Source organism: Xanthomonas hortorum pv. pelargonii, assembly GCF_024499015.1.
In the GTDB taxonomy this organism is placed as follows: Bacteria; Pseudomonadota; Gammaproteobacteria; order Xanthomonadales; family Xanthomonadaceae; genus Xanthomonas; species Xanthomonas hortorum_B.
Genome location: NZ_CP098604.1, coordinates 3745111 through 3762157, shown reverse-complemented (window position 1 = coordinate 3762157; position 17047 = coordinate 3745111). Strand labels below are relative to the sequence as shown.

At 60.6% G+C, this 17047-nt stretch carries 11 protein-coding genes and 7 pseudogenes; 3 read left to right on the top strand and 15 right to left on the bottom strand.

Annotated elements, in window-relative coordinates:
• Window positions 1–198: 198 nt before the first annotated feature.
• Window positions 199–357, bottom strand: a complete 159-nt coding sequence (locus NDY25_RS16240; protein ID WP_256627564.1) for a hypothetical protein — start codon at window positions 355–357, stop codon at window positions 199–201.
• A 110-nt stretch (window positions 358–467) separates the two neighbouring features.
• On the opposite strand from NDY25_RS16240, the gene NDY25_RS16235 reads away from it, so the two are divergent.
• The gene (locus NDY25_RS16235; RefSeq protein ID WP_256627563.1) at window positions 468–1610 is read left to right on the top strand and encodes a neprosin family prolyl endopeptidase; all 1143 of its coding nucleotides are present in this window, start codon (window positions 468–470) and stop codon (window positions 1608–1610) included.
• 64 nt (window positions 1611–1674) lie between these two features.
• Here the strand turns inward: NDY25_RS16235 and NDY25_RS16230 are convergent, their stop codons facing one another.
• The 6 genes and pseudogenes from NDY25_RS16230 to NDY25_RS16205 form a co-directional block, all read right to left on the bottom strand.
• Window positions 1675–3186 (bottom strand): carboxylesterase/lipase family protein, encoded by a 1512-nt coding sequence (locus tag NDY25_RS16230; protein ID WP_425526343.1) that lies wholly within the window; start codon window positions 3184–3186, stop codon window positions 1675–1677.
• On the bottom strand, window positions 3186–4109 hold the full coding sequence (locus NDY25_RS16225; protein WP_168959898.1) for a TrmH family RNA methyltransferase: 924 nt from the start codon (window positions 4107–4109) through the stop codon (window positions 3186–3188). The genes NDY25_RS16230 and NDY25_RS16225 overlap by 1 nt, the downstream gene beginning before the upstream one ends.
• Before the next feature lie 233 nt (window positions 4110–4342).
• Window positions 4343–4512 (bottom strand): annotated as a pseudogene (locus NDY25_RS16220) (GNAT family N-acetyltransferase); the annotation flags it as partial.
• Window positions 4513–4579: 67 nt separating this feature from the next.
• The gene (locus NDY25_RS23015) at window positions 4580–6556 is read right to left on the bottom strand and encodes a M1 family metallopeptidase (protein ID WP_343243432.1); all 1977 of its coding nucleotides are present in this window, start codon (window positions 6554–6556) and stop codon (window positions 4580–4582) included.
• A 105-nt stretch (window positions 6557–6661) separates the two neighbouring features.
• Window positions 6662–6930, bottom strand: a pseudogene (locus NDY25_RS23010) (M1 family peptidase); the annotation flags it as partial.
• Window positions 6931–7051: 121 nt separating this feature from the next.
• A pseudogene (locus NDY25_RS16205) lies at window positions 7052–7153 on the bottom strand (hypothetical protein); the annotation flags it as partial.
• A gap of 383 nt (window positions 7154–7536) precedes the next feature.
• On the opposite strand from NDY25_RS16205, the pseudogene NDY25_RS16200 reads away from it, so the two are divergent.
• Window positions 7537–7738: pseudogene (locus tag NDY25_RS16200) on the top strand (hypothetical protein); the annotation flags it as partial.
• An 813-nt stretch (window positions 7739–8551) separates the two neighbouring features.
• On the opposite strand, the gene NDY25_RS16195 reads toward NDY25_RS16200, so the two are convergent.
• The 3 genes and pseudogenes from NDY25_RS16195 to NDY25_RS23210 form a co-directional block, all read right to left on the bottom strand.
• Window positions 8552–9532 carry an IS5 family transposase gene (locus NDY25_RS16195; protein WP_233403130.1) on the bottom strand — a complete coding sequence of 327 codons (981 nt, stop codon included), beginning with the start codon at window positions 9530–9532 and terminating at the stop codon, window positions 8552–8554.
• Window positions 9533–9804: 272 nt separating this feature from the next.
• Entirely contained in the window at window positions 9805–10818 is a 1014-nt protein-coding gene (locus NDY25_RS16190; protein WP_256627561.1) for an HAD family hydrolase, read from the bottom strand.
• Between the two features lie 765 nt (window positions 10819–11583).
• Window positions 11584–11821: pseudogene (locus NDY25_RS23210) on the bottom strand (Tn3 family transposase); the annotation flags it as partial.
• On the opposite strand from NDY25_RS23210, the pseudogene NDY25_RS23000 reads away from it, so the two are divergent.
• A pseudogene (locus NDY25_RS23000) lies at window positions 11817–11939 on the top strand (recombinase family protein); the annotation flags it as partial. The pseudogenes NDY25_RS23210 and NDY25_RS23000 overlap by 5 nt on opposite strands.
• A 339-nt stretch (window positions 11940–12278) precedes the next feature.
• Here NDY25_RS23000 and NDY25_RS16180 read toward each other — a convergent pair.
• The 5 genes and pseudogenes from NDY25_RS16180 to NDY25_RS16160 all read right to left on the bottom strand — a co-directional run bounded on the left by NDY25_RS16180 (window position 12279) and on the right by NDY25_RS16160 (window position 16728).
• Window positions 12279–12884 carry an AAA family ATPase gene (locus tag NDY25_RS16180; RefSeq protein WP_343243411.1) on the bottom strand — a complete coding sequence of 202 codons (606 nt, stop codon included), beginning with the start codon at window positions 12882–12884 and terminating at the stop codon, window positions 12279–12281.
• A gap of 7 nt (window positions 12885–12891) precedes the next feature.
• The gene (locus NDY25_RS16175) at window positions 12892–13551 is read right to left on the bottom strand and encodes a 2OG-Fe(II) oxygenase (RefSeq protein WP_012438478.1); all 660 of its coding nucleotides are present in this window, start codon (window positions 13549–13551) and stop codon (window positions 12892–12894) included.
• 26 nt (window positions 13552–13577) lie between these two features.
• Entirely contained in the window at window positions 13578–14756 is a 1179-nt protein-coding gene (locus NDY25_RS16170; protein WP_180336621.1) for an aminotransferase family protein, read from the bottom strand.
• A gap of 61 nt (window positions 14757–14817) precedes the next feature.
• Window positions 14818–15860, bottom strand: a pseudogene (locus tag NDY25_RS16165) (sulfotransferase family protein).
• On the bottom strand, window positions 15853–16728 hold the full coding sequence (locus tag NDY25_RS16160; RefSeq protein WP_168960088.1) for a TauD/TfdA family dioxygenase: 876 nt from the start codon (window positions 16726–16728) through the stop codon (window positions 15853–15855). Before NDY25_RS16160 ends, NDY25_RS16165 begins: the two are co-directional and overlap by 8 nt.
• Between the last annotated feature and the right edge of the window lie 319 nt (window positions 16729–17047).

The following is a 17047-nucleotide window of genomic DNA, read 5'->3' as shown; positions in this document are numbered from 1 at the left end:
TTCAACGCAGGCATGCGCCACCGAACGAACCTCGGGACACAACTGCGACACTGAGAGCACTGTGCTGCATGGTGCGCCACGTGCAGGCAGTTTCGTTCTGGCGTCAGGGGAAACACACATGACCTTCCGTTCCAATCGGCCGATAGCGATCGGCCGCGCCGTTGCTGCGCTCTGCGTTTGTGCATTGGCTCCCGCCACTCACGCCGCCGCGTTGCTGCCGCCGTCGATTTCGGCAACCAGCGATCGCAGCATCGACACACTGATGCCACCGCTACTGCGGACGCCTGCCACGGCAAGCGTCGCACCCGTCCAGCGCGCTGCACTGCGCGCCTCGCTATCGGTGTCGGTCGCGCGCATTTCCACAGGTCACGCGCGAGTTCAAAACTTTTCTGGATACGCAGGCGCAGCTCAGTTACGCCACGCGTGGCGCAACTGCCAAGGTCACCGACCCCACCGCATTCGCCGAAATGCAGCGCTATGTCTTCAATCGTTACAACGGCTTGACGGTACTGCGCAGCGTGCGACAGGGCGGCAAGGTCTTCGACTGCATTCCACAATCACAGCAGCCGGCACTGCGTGATGGCAGCACGCCAGCGACGCCGCCCACCCTCTCAAGCAACACGGGTACGGTGACGCCAATCGATGCCGCGCAACGCTGCGATACCGGCAGCGTACCGCTCGAACGCATCGGCCTGGGCGAGATGAGCAAGCATGCGGATCTGCGCAGCTTTCTGCGTGGCACTACTCCCAGCGTGATCGCGCCAAGGCAGGGTGACGCCGTACCTGCGGCGCGGGAGGCAGCATCGGTGGTGCATTACTACTCCACCATCTATCTGGACACCGCCGGCTCGCCGGTGACCGGCGCCGGCGCCGATCTCAACACCTGGGTGCCGACAGTCACTGCCAACGATGCGCAGTCGATCAGCCAGATCTGGTTGGGCGGTTACACCCGACAAGGCGTGATCCAGACGCTGGAAGCCGGTTGGCAGACCCAGCTCGGTGCCGGTTGGGACACGCGGCCGATCCTGTTTATCTACTCCACGCAAGATGGCTACATCACCACCGGTTGCCATAATCTGGATTGCGCCGACTTCGTGCAGACCAGCACCGCCAATGTGCTCGGTGCAGCACCGGCTGGTGGCTTCAGTACCGCAGGCGGCAAGCAGGCGATGCTGCACGTGGAATTCCAGCGCAATGCCGATGGCTACTGGTGGTTCGGCTTGAATGGCGAATGGATCGGCTACTACAAGGCCGAACTTTACGCAGGCGATATCGCCGAGGGCAGCGCGAACATCTTCATCTCTGCGGGCGGCGAAATTTCCACCTGGGATGGTCGTCCCAGCGCACCGATGGGCAGCGGCCGGTTTGCGAACGCCGGCTATCGCCAGGCCGCATTTCAGGCCAACCATTTTTATCGCGATGCGGCGATGGCCGCGCATCCCGCGCAACGCCTGTCGAGCTTGAATGTGGCGCAGCCGTCCTGCTACACGCTGGCGATGGCCGGTTACACCTACCCGTATGCCTTGGGTGCAGGCGTCACCCGCACCACGTTGTCGCCGGAAATGCAGAACGGCGGCTTCTACTTCGGCGGGCCGGGCTGCGCACGCTGAGTGAGTTGAGGGAAGTCATCGCGCGTACCGTTTCGGTGCGCGCGATTTCAGTGCGCACGATCGCTTACGGCAAGTCCACGCCTGCACACACGGGCGGGCGCGCATCCCTGATTTGCCGCACGCTGTTGGCATCGAACTGCAATGCCGCATGCTTGGGCGCGAACGCAGGCCAGGCCGGCAATCCCTTGGTGTTGGGATTGCCACGCTGCACGAAAGCGGCCCAATAACGCTGCAAACTCACCGGCGGTTGCCCGATCGGCAGATCCTTGAACAGGAACGGCAGCTCCGCGCTATGCGTCACCTGCCCGCCCGGTGCGGCGGTATCGAACACGTAATGCCACACCGGCACGCCAAGCGCGGCCTGCTGCTGTGCGACGGTCACTGCCGGGCAACGGAAGGTGAGATCGGTCGACAGCTGCATCGCCGCATCGCCTTGACGCGCGGCACGCTGCGCCGCGTGTGCACGCTGCACTCGCAGTACTGCATCGGCTTGCGCGGGATAGTCGCGACGCAGCCGCGCCTGCGCGCCCTGCTTGCCGCCATATTCCAGCTCCTGCACCACGTAGCCGATCAACAGCGGTACCTTGGCCTGTGCACCTTCGGCTAGTAACGCGGCCGGCGCACGCGGCAGCACGCGTCCGTCGACAACCGCCTGCAACCAGATGTAGCCATCGTCATCCAATGCCGGCACATCGACACCCTGCCCAGCCTTGATCACTTGCTCCACCGGCAGCGCACGCAGCTGTGCCAGACGCGTTGCAGGATCATCAATGCCTGCACGCTTGGCGATATTCACACCCAGCGTGCGGTTCTCTTCCAGCGAGCGCGCTGGCAAGCCGAAACCGGCCGTGCCGCTCTGCTCGATCGCTGCGGAAAACAGGCCGCGTGCCAGCGGGCTGAGCATCAGCAGGCCCACGTCCTGACCACCGGCCGACTGCCCGGCGATGGTGACCCGCGCAGGATCGCCGCCGAACTGCGCGATATTGTCGCGCACCCACTGCAGCGCCGCGATCTGATCGAGCAAGGCGTAGTTGCCGGCGGCTTCGTTATCGCCATCGCGCAGTTCCGGCAGCGACAGAAAACCGAGTGCGCCAAGCCGGTATTGCAGCGTCACCACCAGCATGTTCTGTGCGACCAGATTGGTCGGCAGATGACCATCCGCGCCGCCAGCCACATTGGCGCCGCCGTGAATCCATACGAACACCGGCAGCGGCTTGGCCGGTTGCAACTTCGGCGTCTGCACTTCGACATACAGGCAATCTTCGGTGCCGCGCTTGGCCATGGCGTTGTTCCAGCCCAGCGCGGGCTGCACGCACGGTGTGGCCGCCTGGGTGGCATCGCGCACGTCCGACCATGCCGCAGCCGGCTGCGGTGGCCGCCAGCGCAATGCGCCCAATGGCGGGGCAGCGAAGGGAATCGCGCGGAACACCGCACTGCCGTCGTCCTGCCATTGCCCGCGCACCATGCCGCGATCGGTACGCACCTCGGGGGCGGCAGCCGCTGCGGCGGGAACTGCCACAGCAGTGCTGGCACTCAGCACCCCGCCAATGGCGAGCAACCACGCAGACGTACGCATCAGGACTGCCCGCTGAGCACGCGGGCGCGCCAGGCGGCCTGGAAGACCGCCGTGGCCGAGGCCACGTTGAGGCTTTCGACCTTGCCACTGCCGCGAATCGACAACTGCAGGTCGCAATCGCGTGCGAACTGGCGGTCCATGCCTTCGCTTTCTGCGCCCATCACATACACCAGCCGCTGCGGTAAAGCTGCGGCGAACACGTCTTCACCACCGTCTGCCAGCGTGGCCGCCACCGCAAAGCCGGCCTGACGCAGCTGCGCCATCGCCGTTGCAGTCTCGGGCAGCTGCACCAGCGGCACCGCTTCGGCGCCCCCTTCGGCAACGCGTGCAGCGGCGCCAGATAGGCCCAGCGTGGAGCCGGCTGGCAGCAGCAAACCGGCCACACCAAAGTGCGCGGACGAGCGCAAAATCGCGCCGAAGTTGTGCGGGTTACCCACGCCGTCCAGCCACAGCGCCAGCACCGGCCCGGCCGGCAACGCGGCCAGCCAGTCCTGCAAGGAATGCGGGGTAACGCGCAGCACCTCGGCCACCACGCCTTCGTGGTGGGTACTGGCGGCCAGCTTGCTGAGATCGGCGTCCTCGACCACGCGGTAGCCGATGCGCTGGGCAACGCACCAGGCCAGCAGCGCCTTGAACTGCGGAATGCGCGCCTCGCTCAGATACAGCTTGCGCAACGCCTCCGGCCGCGCCTTGAACACCGCCTGCACTGCATTGATGCCGTACAGCCGCACTTCGCGCGCGTTGCCGCCAGAGGTCGCAGGGGCAGCGGGCGTGGCCGAGGGCGCGTACTGCGCAGGCGCCTGCGGTGCGGGCGGGCGCGCTGCAGGTGCACGCGGCACGGCGCGGCCCCAAGGGTTGTGCGCGCCGCCGGAGGTGCCGCCATCGCGCGGCGGGCGTGAGCCCCGTCCATCATGCTGTGTCATCGTCGTATCCAGTCGTTCGTGTTTCTTGCAGTGCGGAACAGGCCGTTCTCGACCCCTCCCGCGATTGCTGTATTGGTCATCCTGCAGCGCCACCAGGGCCGCTGCCGCAGGAACAGTGACGACGATGGTAAGCCACTGGCGCGATGGGCCGTGTACGGCGGTTGGGATGAAGCCGATTTCCAAAGCCTTGCCTGTCTGCCAGGACCGACTTCTGGCGCGCAGGATCGGCGTGCCCCCATTTGGAAGGCTTCGCCATCGGCGTGTGTAAAAGGGTGCGGAAATTGTGCGCTCAACCCACGTGGCATCAGCGGGTCATGGCGCGCCGCAACAAGGCATCCAGGTCGTCCTGGCGCCAACGGCGCAGCACGACGACGGCTCCGTGCTGCGTCGGTGAATCGACCATCGCTTCGGCCTTGGTATGCGCAGCATCGACACTGCCGATACTGCGCACACAGACCGCACGCTGCAACTCAGCGCTTGGCGGTTTGCGCCTGCTTGAGTGCAGCGCACAGGCGGATGGTTTCGCCGGTCTGTGCGAGGCCGCGGTCGGCGCCGCTGAGCTTGGCCAGGCGCGGTTTGAAGAACGCATCCAGGCGATCGGCGTCTTCCACGCTGCAGCTGCCGGTTGCGCCCATTCCCGGCAAGCCGCCGCCGTCGAACGAGCCGCTGCGCTGCACGATGCGGTCGAAGTTGGCGGTGAACCATGCCCACATCGAATCGTGCGAGGCCTCATAACTGTGCCCGCGCGACAGCAAGCCCTTCATCTCGCCGACCTTGATCGCATCGGTGAGCGCGAAGTCGCGCGCCTGCTTGAGCAATGCCGGGTCCTGCAGCGTGCCCAGTGCGGTGATCATGGCGTTGCGCTGCGCAGGGTCGGCGTGCGTGCGCAACGCGCCGATCAAGGCCTGCACGGCGGGCGCACCACGTTCCTGTGCGGTCACCGCCAGCACGGTGCCTAGCAGATCCGGATTGGCCTTGGAGAAGTCCAGTGCGCCGTTGCCGCCAGCCAGCACCGCATCGCCTTGCGCGAGCAGCGCCTTGCGCACCTGCGCGTTCTGCAGCCGCAGCGCGAACAGGCCGGCCAGCGACGCGCGCAGCGTGGTGTCGTCGATCGATTCGCCGCTGCGCCGCGTGTAACCCAACTGCTGCAGACGCGGCAAATAGGCCTGTTCGGCGACCTTGCGCAAAGCACCGCGCTGCGCCTCGGTGGCGGCCTGGTAACGCCAGATCCACACGAAGCGATCCAGCAGCGCGGTCGAGACATCGGCCGATGCGGATGGCGCCAACTGCTTGAGCGCCGCCAGCACCGCGTCGCTGTCGGCATCGCCGTGACGGTAGGCCGCATCGATCGCATCGGCGTAGGCGAGCTGTTCGTTTTCGTCGAGCTGGCCGATCTGCTTGCCCAGCGCGGCCAACTGCTTCTTCGGCAGGCTGAAACGGTAATAGCCGGCGCCACGCGCGTTCGGGAACACCCAGGTGTTCTTGCCGGCGCCTTCCAGCACGATGCTGCCGCTGCCGTCTTCGAGCATCTGGCAGGCGGTGCCGACCTGGTTCTTGCCCTTGCCGTACTTCACGCACACCGGCACGCCCCATTGCTGCGCGGTGGAGCCGGTGGAGCCCAGCGGCAGGTAGCGCTGCTGCTGAAGTTTGACCACAGTCTTGCCGCCTTCGCGCGCAACCTGGGTCTGCAGATACGGCACGCCCGGCTGATTGAGGAAGCTGCGGAACGCGGCCTTGAAATCCTCACCCTTGCCGGCGGCCTCGGCGATCGCATCGACCAGATCGTCGGCGGTGGCGCTACCGAACTTGTGCTTGGCGATGTAGGCGCGCATGCCTTCGCGGAACACGTCTTCACCGACGAAGGCTTCGAACATCGCCAGTACTGCCGCACCCTTCTGATAGGTGATGCCGTCGAAGGCGGTTTCGATATCGCCGTTGCCGGTGATCGGCTGGCGGATCTTGCGCGCGCTGACCAGGCTGTCGTTGTCCATGGCGTGCTGTGCGCCGGTGATACGGTCCAGATTGGCGCGGTATTCGGGGTGCAGCTGCATGGTGATCTTCTGCTGCATCCAGGTGGCGAACGCTTCGTTCAACCACAGGTCGTCCCACCACTCCATGGTGACCGCGTCGCCGGTCCATTGGTGGGCCAGCTCATGCGCGTTGGTGTTGAAGGAGCGCTGCACGTTCTCTGCCGGCGACTCCTTGTCCAGCAACAGCAGCCAATCGCGGAAGGTGACAAAGCCGGGGTTTTCCATCGCACCGGCACTGAAATCCGGGGCGGCGACCAGATCGAGCTTGTCGAACGGATAGCCGAAGGCGTAGTAGTCCTCCAGCGCGGCGATGATTGCCGGGGTCTGGTCCAGTGCCGGGGTGATGCGCGGGCCCTGGCCCTTGGCGGCAATGCCACGCAACGGCGTGGCGTTGGGGCGCTGCGGGGTCACCGGCATTGCCGGCACGTCCACCACATCCCACGGGCCGGCGGCATGGGCGACCAGATAGGTCGGCAGCGGCACGGTCGGGGCGAAGGTCACCGTTTTCCAGCCCTTGCCGGCCGGCTTGGTCGAGGTGGCGATGGTGTTGGCCAGTGCCTGGTCGTCGGTGGGCACGGTCAGGCTGAGGTCAAACGGCGTCTTGAACGCGGGCTCGTCGAACCGGGGAACGCGTAGCGTGCGCTGATCGGTTCCATCTGCGTCATCGCATAGGACTGGCCCTGATACTTCACCTGGTACAGGCCCTGCAGCTGCTGATTGAGCGGCGCGCTGTAGACGATGTCCACGGTGAACGTCTGCGGCTGCAGCGTGCGGCCGAAATCCAGGCGCACCACACCGGCCTGCGCATCGGCTTCCACATAGCGTGCGGTCAGCGGCTTGCCTTTGCCCTTGACTCTTGGCCGGCGTGATCGTGACCTTGCTGACCTTCAATTCCTTGCCATGCAGCCAGAGGTGATCGGAGGCCTGCTTGAGCTGCACGCGAATGCTGGTGCGGCCGCTGAACTCGGTCTGGTCCGGGTCGATCTTGAACGACAGGCTGTAGCGCTCGGGCACTGCCCAGGCCGGCAAGCGGCCGGCCTTGGGCACCGGCTCGCCGGAGGATTGCGCCAGCGCGGTGCCGCAGCACAGCGCAAGGAGAGAGGGAGGCAAGCAGGCAGGCAAAACGACGCATCGGCAATTCCGGTCAGGGTAACCGCCGAAGTCGACCACAGCCGGGCATGACTGTCATGTGACCTTAGTCATTGCACAGGTTCGGACAGGCCAATCTCTAGATTCGCCAAAGCGCCGGCGCAGCTCCGCATCCGTCGTACACAGCGCTCTGGCAATGCGGCTTTGTCAGTGCAGAGTTGCTGGCCGGCGACCGATCTGCGGGCCAGGCGCTACGCACTGCCGGCGTGTTTGCCACCGCTGCTGACATAGTGACGACCGGCCGGGGTGCAAATGGCAATCGCGTGCGGGAGTTAGAAGACCGCGCGCGCGATGCTGCAACCTGCATTGGTCGACCAGGCTCAGGCGATTGCCGCCATCCAGCAATCGCCGCAGGACGTACAGGGCGAGCAGACGCTTTACCGCCATCGCATCGTCGGCACGGAGTTGCAGCCGCAATGGCGCGAAGCGATCGAACTGGCGACGCGGCGCCACGTTCGCTAAATGCAGGACAAGCCTGCGTTGCTATATTTCGTCGAAAGCGCTGTAGTTGGTACTCACTCTCTTCACGCTCGCGCCTTTCGACATGGAGTCCCCCGACATGTTCAACATCCCTAATCTGCATCTGACAAGGAAAAAGCCGGGCGAGCCATGGCCGTTGCGGTTTGATAGCTATTCGTTCGATGCGCGCTACTAGAACACCTTGCGATGCAATATCAAATTTTCTCGGCGTGTATGTTTATGCAAGGCATGTTGCGTCGAGTGCCAAATACTATTTCTGTTCAATAAAGGAGAAGCAACATGTTGGATCTTCTAAAGAGGTGGATGGGAGTTGGGCTGTTGATCTCAATTGCTATTGGGGTTTCGATGGATTTTGGCTTGAATTTTCCTTGGTGGTCGCCCTTCGCTCCTTTTGTTGCTGCACTAGCGTTCTTATTGGTAATAATTATTTCAGCGATCGTAAAGTCCGGTTAAGGGAAAAACACTTGGCAGTGACAAGGCTTTATGATTAAAGAGGCATGGGTTTTAGTGGCCTACAAGGTCGAATAATATCGGAAATAGGCGTCGCCGCAATATTTTATCGCCACTACATGTGATGTGACAGGATGTAAAGCCAATACAAAAATTTTAATTTTACTGAGACCATAGTTGATAGTGATGCGTGTACATCGGAGTTAATTATATTTTTAAGGAAGGTCTGAACAACGAGGCCTGAGAGTGCGGAATGTCGCATCGTTCCGGAGAGTCGCGTTTGGATTTTAGGATTTTCGCCATTTCTGGCGCTTTCCATGGGAGTTCCCAGGGCTACAGGCGCACGCTCCCCATGGCAGGCAGTAACTGCTTTCGCTTCATCCACAGGTTTGACAGCGCAAACAAGGTCAGCACGTGTGCGGTGTTCTTGGCCAGGCCGCGATAGCGGACCTTGGTGTAACCGAATTGGCGCTTGATCACCCGGAATGGATGCTCCACCTTCGCGCGCACGCTGGCCTTGAAGTGTTCCCAACGCTGTTCCCGAGCACGCTCGCGTTTGTTGCCGATGGCTTGCAGCGTCGAACGCTTGGCGGCAATGAAAAATGCAGCCTTGCAGGTCTGCAGTTCTTCGCGTTTGTCCGCACCGGTGTAGCCGCTGTCGCCGAACACGCTGTCTTCTTTGCCATGCAGTAATGCGTGCGTCACCGTGACGTCGGCGACATTGGCGGCTGTGCAATGGACGTGGTGCACCAGCCCGGAAAATTCATCCACGCCGATGTGCGCCTTCATCCCGAAATACCACTGATTGCCCTTCCTGGTCTGATGCATTTCAGGGTCGCGCGCGTGATCGGCGTTCTTGGTCGAACTGGGTGCAGCGATCAGCGTCGCATCGACGATCGTGCCCGACCGCAGGCTCTGCCCCTTGCGTGCCAGATGCGCGTTGACCGCGTCCAGCATCCGCGCGGCAAGGCCATGGGTCTCCAGCAGGCGCCGAAAGTTCAAAATCGTGGTCTCGTCCGGAACGTTGTCCAAGCCACCGAGCTGGGCAAAGCGCCGCAAGGTCGGAATCTCGTGCAGCGCTTCTTCCATCGCCGGATCGCTCAACGCATACCACTGCTGCAGCAGATGAATCCGCAACATCGTCGCCAGTGCGTATGGCTGCCGACCTGGGCGCCCCGACACCGGATAGTGCGGCGCGATCAGACCGAGCAAGTGTTGCCACGGAACCACCTGCTCCATCTCGGCCAGAAAGATCTCCCGGCGAGTCTGCTTGCGCTTGCCCAGGCCTTCAGCGTCACCGAACGTCAGTTGCATGGATTACTCCTCAACATGAGGCGGGTAGTGTCGCGTATCTATGGTGCGTTGTTCAGAGCTTCCCTAATGTCGTTGAAGGGTTCAGCCGCGACTTTGCGCCATGGAACCTCCGTCGACGCAATGGACCGCAGGAGAAAGCCCGCCAACTGGGGGGCTTTCAAGTACTTCTTGAGCGCGATCAGATTCGTAAGACAATACCGCCGGCGGTATCTGGCTCGCACTTGACGCTTGAGTCGTTACATCAAAAATCTCCACTGATGCTCTGACGTCATTTACAAGTCGATCTTCTTCATACTGTCGATCACGGCCGTGGGAATTCCGTCCACATTGATATCTTTCCCGACGTCGGGGTTTTGCGAATTGATGATCACGCCCTTGACTTTCCAACCTTCCTTCGCCAATCCCGCCATCTGCTGCACATCGGAGAGCTGGTCGCCGTAGGAAATAATCGGTACCTCCTTGCCTACCTTCAGCTGCTCCAAAACCCGATTCAGCCGGGTGGGATCCGGCTTTATGTGCATACGCCCTGTCGATTGCGAATTAGAATCAGGATGGGCATAGCATCGCGCTTCAATGAGCGTGCGACGAGCCACCTCACGATCGTCGCCTCGCAGTGCCGAAACAATGCGTTTCTGAAGATCCTCAGGCATTTTCTCTCGTCGCGTTGAGCCAGATATCACGTCGACTTTTTCCAGCAGATTCATATGTTTTACTTCGCCTGACAAGTCATCATGATCACGGTTGCTGATGACAGCAACACGCGAGTCAGGAGTACAAATCTTATCTAATAACTCTTTGGCGCCAGGCAATAGCTTGGGCTCGCAGTGAGGAAACGGAACTCCGTTTTTCTCAATCGGGCCACCCTTACCTATCGATCTATTATATTGTTCCTTAAAATTTGCGTGAATGCGTTCGGCTAGCGAAGCCGCTTCTTCCTTGCCCAGCTCAGGCAGCATCTTATCGACGAAGTCTCTGGCGATTTTGGGGCTGAAAATATGGTGCCTGACCATCAGATGCTTGGTGAAATCCTCCTGGGTCTTCATCAGCAACGGGGCGCTGTCAGTTGCAGGCAGCCCGCTTTGCATACGCTTGTTCAATTGCGCTACTGCCCGGCTTAATGGCGACGCTTCAGACTCTCTGGCAGTGATCGCCAACGCATTATGCAGGAGCTGGTAAGTCATTCCTTTCTCATCGCGAACGCAATCGTCCCAATCCAGCACCGCCAGCTGCTTTATCTCCGCAGCAGGTTCAGGGTTGCTCTTGCGAGCGGCATCACGCTCCTGCATTCTCCGCTGCGCCAATGTCGGCCCTCTCTGCTGGGGGGGGGGGCGTCACCGCATCTTCCCCACCGTCCCGTTGCTTTGCCTTGTCTTTCGATTTGGGCGGTGCGCTCTTCAGTGCCCGTAACTCCTGGCGCGGCGCATCAACGGGCAGCGCCGGGCCGTGCTTGCCTATAGGAAGCAGGGGATGTTGAGTGACTGCATTGGCAGTCGAGCATTGCGCAACATCACTTTTTCTCAGGCTTACAGGCTTCACTTGATCCTCCAATAGTCATTTAGTTAATGATATATATTTAAACCAAGGTGGCATGACTCGATTGCACACCAAACGCAAAATGACGTCCTGATTTGCGACATGACTGAGAGTGCCTGCCGTGGCACCGGCAATACTTCATCATGATGACCGTTTGATGATCAATGCGAGTGGCGAAGAAAGTCAGTTGTTTTTACAATGCAAGAAACATATCGGCCAGTGCAGTGCTGCGTGGCACGTCCTTGCGCAACGCTGCGCTGTGGAGTCGCTGACAATAGGCTGATACTCGTCAGCAAACAGACGGCCCGATCCCCGCTCAGACACCCATTGCCCAACCTCTTGCAAAACCGGCTCGCGACGCATTAAGGAAGGTCTGAACAACTCGCAGCGTTGCGAGCGAACTTGGGATTCCGGTCGATTGCGCTGGTCGCCCATTCTGAAAAATCAAACACTTGTGCGTGATGGAGCCTGCCTCAGATGTTGTTCGGAAACGCATTAAAGAGTTATTCAGAGCTTCCCTAACGCGTTGTCGCCGCAAGAATTCTTCGCGAAAAATCGATTGGCTCGACCTCCCGCTTGAAGTCCAAGGTGTAGTCACCGAACCGGTTTGATATGGCTGGTCCGATATGGCGACAGCCCGGCCAGCACTTCTGCGCTGATGTGTGCGCCGTCTTCCCGCAGCTCCGCCAATACGCGGGTCATTTGCTCCACGTTGTGCAGGATGACCAAATCGGCCACCAACTGGTTGTAACGCAGCCGTGGGGAGACCATCGCCAACACTGCGCGCCTGGCAGGCGCGAACGTGACCACCGTCAAGCGTGGGTGGGGATACCCTGCGGCTCTAGCAGCCGGGGCGCAAGGTGGATCAGCATGAGGGTCGGCAGGGATTCGTGTAAAATCCTTTACTGACAGTTATTTATCTCACTTTTGGCTTTTTTACACGAATCCCTGCCGACCCTCTCTTTGACGGCTACCGGAGCTCAACTGCACTTTCCGTTCCGTTGCGCCTCAACCCCCTATCCGGCATTGAGGCGCTGCCGGCGACGCGCCAGTGCGTGGAATTGAGGGAGCTATTGCCTCATTTAGGCTCAGTCGGAGACGTCGAACGTACGCCTGTGGAAGCCGGCTTCTTCGCCTGCTTGAGTACGCCAATGATCCAGTTGTCGATGAGGCGGCACTCATATAGGGCCTTCCCGGAGGGGTGCGAGGAATCCTATTCTTGTGTCAGCCCCTTGGGAATGACCCCACCACCCACCGCAGAGACTCGCCAACTCCACGTCACGATCGCAAGAGCGGCGTCATCTGGCAATAGCATGGATGTATCAAGGCACAGATGGTGGTCTGCTCGGATCGCGAGCGTATATGCGCATTGCTGCAGGATTACTGAGAGTTCACTACTGCTGTTCACCTTTCCGAAAGCGCGTCTGTCGATGTTTTCGACTCTGTCCAGAAGCTGCCTGCGCTGCGCGGTGAGCTGAACAAAGTGCGGCGTCACTAGATGATCTGCGCAGAGCGTCTTCAGCGCGTCGATGTACCAGTCGTCCTCCGGGCCGCCGTAGCAGAACGTCGTGATGATGGCGCGGGAGTCGGACTTAAACAGGAGCGCCAGCGCATGGAGCCTGAGTTTGCACGCAAACTGCCTGCGCGCATCGAAGCCGCTATCGGCACCCAGTAGCTCCATGGCGAGATCGTAGGTCAGGTGATTGTGAAACAGGCATGCGGACAGCCGATTCGCTAGCGCCTTCCCAACGGTCAATTTGCCGACGGCTGGCGGGCCATAGAGCATGACGAACTGTCTATCGTTGTGGAACAAGGGCATCCTCGCGTCATTGGGCTGTGCTTGTGGTCCCGGGCGCATAGTAGGTGACATTGAGCGTGTTGCGAGTGACGCTCCCCGTGGTGCACAGCCGCGTCACTTCGTGCCACGTGTCTTCGTAGGCCCCATCGCGAATGATCACTGTCGCATTTCCGACAATGGGGAGCACAACGTGGCGCGCGTCATGGTGATTGCGTGGATCAAGAATACGAAGCAGCCCGCCCCAGTCGCGCTCCCAGTGGGCGTTGAAGTAAATGATCAGGCGAAATCCCTGGCACAATGATGCATCGACGTGGGGCAGGTAATGGGTGTCCTGCCCTCCACGAAACGCAATGGCCTCCATCGGGAATTTGCTCAGGTCCGTTCCGCAAAAGTGGGACATTGCGGACCTGAAGTCCTCCGACACGAGCTCGCCGCACATCGCCTGCCACGCATCCGTTAGCGCCGCTGGCTGGTCGACGCCGAACGAGCCCAGAGGGATGATCGTGCGTCGATAAAAATGCCCGCCGTTGCGTTTCCGGAAGTTGAATCCCTCTGTCGGAAATTCATCTGCGAGTTTGTTCGCCAAAGCGTCGTTTTGCCATATGTTCTGCAGTTCTCCCCATTGGAACGGCGCGTCGTGGCGTGTTCCTCCTGCAATCTGCCTGAGCGCGAAGTATGCGGACGTCATGTTCTCCCTCGTACGAAAAGAAAGCGTCAGTGATGCGATGCTTTGTCTATCGCATGGCTCAATCGTTGCGCCAACTCGTCGATCTCGGCGTCATCGATCATGAACGGCGGCGCGAGCTTGAGATGTCGATCCGCAGCGCCAATGAACAGACCGTGTCGACGCGCGTCGTATTGCGCTTGGCTACATGCCGCTGGCGACGACAAGGTGATCGACAACATCAGTCCTTTCCCTTGCACACTCACGACATCGTCGGTCGCGGGTAGACGGTCACGAATCGCCTGCAGCAAGCGCGTGCCCTTCGCTTTGACCCGTTCGTAGCAATCCTCGGCATCCAGGTGCTCGAGAATGAATAAAGCTGCGCGGCAACCCAGCAGGTTGCCGGACTGGGTATGGCCGTGGCGGAAAAACGGGAGCGGCTGTGTTGCGAAGACATCGGCGATCTTGGCGGTCGTCATGACGGCGGTGATCGGGAAGCCGCCGCCGAGACATTTACTGAAGATCACAATGTCCGGACTAGCGCCCTGGGACACTGACTCGCACAGGACGCCGGTGCGTCCGATGCCACAATACACTTCGTCGAAGATCAGGGGGATATCGTACGCCCTGGCGAGCGACGACAGGACTCGCAAGAAGCCAGCTGGAAACTGCCGGGTTCCCGCCATCGCCATCACCGGTTCGATGATGATCGCCGCCACGGTCGATCCATGCTCGGCAAGAAGCGCTTCCCATTCTGCCACGTCGTCGATGCTCTGCGGCAATGGCATCGTCATTGAGCACTCTTCGACAAGCGCCAAGGAGCCTTCGTTGATGAAGGAGCGTCGTGTCGCAAGCATCGCGCCAAGCGTGCAGCCGTGATACGCACCGTCGATGGCGACGACTTTTATCCGCTGTGGCTGCCCGAGACCGCGTTGATACTGCCAAGCCATCTTCATTGCGGCTTCGACCCCCTCGCTGCCGCTTCCTACCAGGAACGTATGTACGAGTCCGGCGGGCGCCAATACATCGCCTAGCCGCTCTGCAAGCGCTTCGGGTAGGAGCGTACTCGTCCCGATGTTGCACGCGTGCACCAGGCTGTCCATCTGCCGTTTGACGGCGTCGATCAGTGCCGGGTGAGAATGACCGAGGCAGTGGTTGTAGCTGCCGGAGATGCCGTCCAGATAGGGTTTGCCCGCATCGTCGTAGAGATAAACCCCTGCGCCGCGCACGATCCTGGGGCGACAATCCTCAAGGGTCATTGGCGTATACGGCGGCCAATAACCGCGCGGCCTAGATGTAGCGTTCATAGGGTGTCCCTTTAATCGAACATCTCAGTTGCGCGTCGTTTTCAACTATCGATGAGATCGAAGCTGTTTCCTTTTTTCCGGTTCCCGGTTCCAGTCGTACGACCGATACCCCCAGGAACGCGAGCAGCTCGGCATGTGTGCTCTCAGGGTTGTCGAGCAGTTGCTCGTATTCGATGGAGAGGATGTCGTAGTGGCCGAAGCGTTCGCAGAACGCGGCGCGATTGGCAAGGTCGTGATCGATGAAATCTACGAGTTCCTTTTGCGCTACGGACAGCCGGACATACCCACGCGCGGACTCATCGTCCCTGCCGACATACCAGACATGATCGAGCAGGCTTTTTCTCAGAGAAACCATGCGCTCAAGGCGATTGCGTCGATCCAGCAGAATGATCTTCAGTTCAGGCAGGCCAGCCAACGTCTCCCAGACATTGACGCCCCCCATTCAGAGTCGAGATCGCGAAAGAGCACGAACCCGACAGCCTGCACGTACTCAAAGTACGGGCGAAACAGATGTCGCTCGAGGATGTGTTCCGCAGTGGTGTCCTGTACGGAATAGGGCAGCAAGTGCTGACCGAACCGATTGAATGCTTCGCCATGCATCTCGATGCATGGGTGGGAGCCGAGCAGCGTGCGCAACAGGTGCGTCCCGGAACGGGGCGTCGAGATGATGACGAATTTCGTGTACTGCTTCTGCGCCGTGGCAACTGTGCCATTCAGGCTGCCGCCCACCCATTTGTTGTGCTGCGCCTGGGCAACCTTCGAGCGGAAGAGATCAAAGACCTCTGGCGAATGCTTTGCCAGACCGAGCAGCGGTGCGATCACCTCGTCACCCCGCAGCCCTTTGCTACTCCAGTTTCTTCCACCGTTCCGGTACTCGCGAACGAACTCGACGATCGCCGCGGTCATGGGCGTGTCGATCGGGTGTTCTGCAAGATCGCTGCCAATGCGTGCCTCAAGTTCGCTGGTTGGGTGCGACAGCCACAAGGACCATTGGGACGCAAGCAGGGGAGCCGTTGTCTCAGCCATTCGAGCGGCGCCTGCTGTCAGGATCCTTCGACCGAAGCGCGGACCGTATCTGCACGGCGCATGCGCCAGGGGCGGAGAGGAACAGGCCTCGCAGCAGAATACGCGGGTTGCCCGGATCATCGACGTAGGCGCTTCGTCCGTGCGAGAGCTGGTCATTGCGCATGATCAATGCTTGCCCCTTTCGCAGCGGAAAACTCAATGTGTAGCCGCTGTCCGGCTTGGTGAGACGCGTCAAGTAAGCAGCCGCATCGAGCACTCTCGGGTCCATGCGCCGGGAATAGTCCCAGTCGGCCGTCACGTCCAGGGTAAACCCACCAACCATTGCGCCGTCTTCTTCTGCGAGGAAGATCGGGCCGACGTGCTCGTACTGCCTATCTAGCCGCGGATCGGTAGACCTGCGTCGGAACGCCGTCGGGGCCAGGAGGCATTGGGCGAGATCCGGGTGATGGTGGGCAAGCGTCTGAAATGCCGACACGCTGTCGAACAGGATCGATTCGCCGCCACGCAGCGCGTGCTGCTTGCAAAGGAGGATCGAGGTCTTGATCGTGCCGATGGGCAGATACGAACCGTCAGTGTGCAATGCCGCGCTTGACGTGCTGTTGAAGACATCATGCATACCTGTAGTCAAGCCACCGACTTGGTTCATGCCTGACGGCGACATGCCTTCCGTGTGCAGGCGACGATTGAAGTCAGAATGATACATCGGGCCAAGACGATAGCGCGCCGACATATGCTTAAAATCGGATGCATCGAATCGCCATTGATCCCTGACAATCGCGAATCCATATCTGCCGACGTCACGCATGACTGCTGTGACATCGTCCGCATCAAGCACCTGTGCAGACCAACCGCTGAAACGACTTTGCATACCACCTCATCTGATGGCGATTAAGTTTGGCGCATGACGCTCTGAAGAGAAACCCAGGCGTCAGGTTTGCGCCAGGATCGAGATGTTGTCGCCTAACATGCTCTCTTATGTACTCGACCAAATACCGCAGCAATCTGCTCTTGAGCGCGCCTTCGTCGAGCCTGTCAGTATCGTCGGCCACTTAAGGTCCAAGTGCAACAACCTGGCACCGAAGTTATGGATGGGACGACGAAGGAATTGACGCTGAGGATGATCCATACCTTCCCCAACAGGCTGAGCATCAGCCTCCTGGCGTTGCACTGGCTGCGATGGTCTTTTG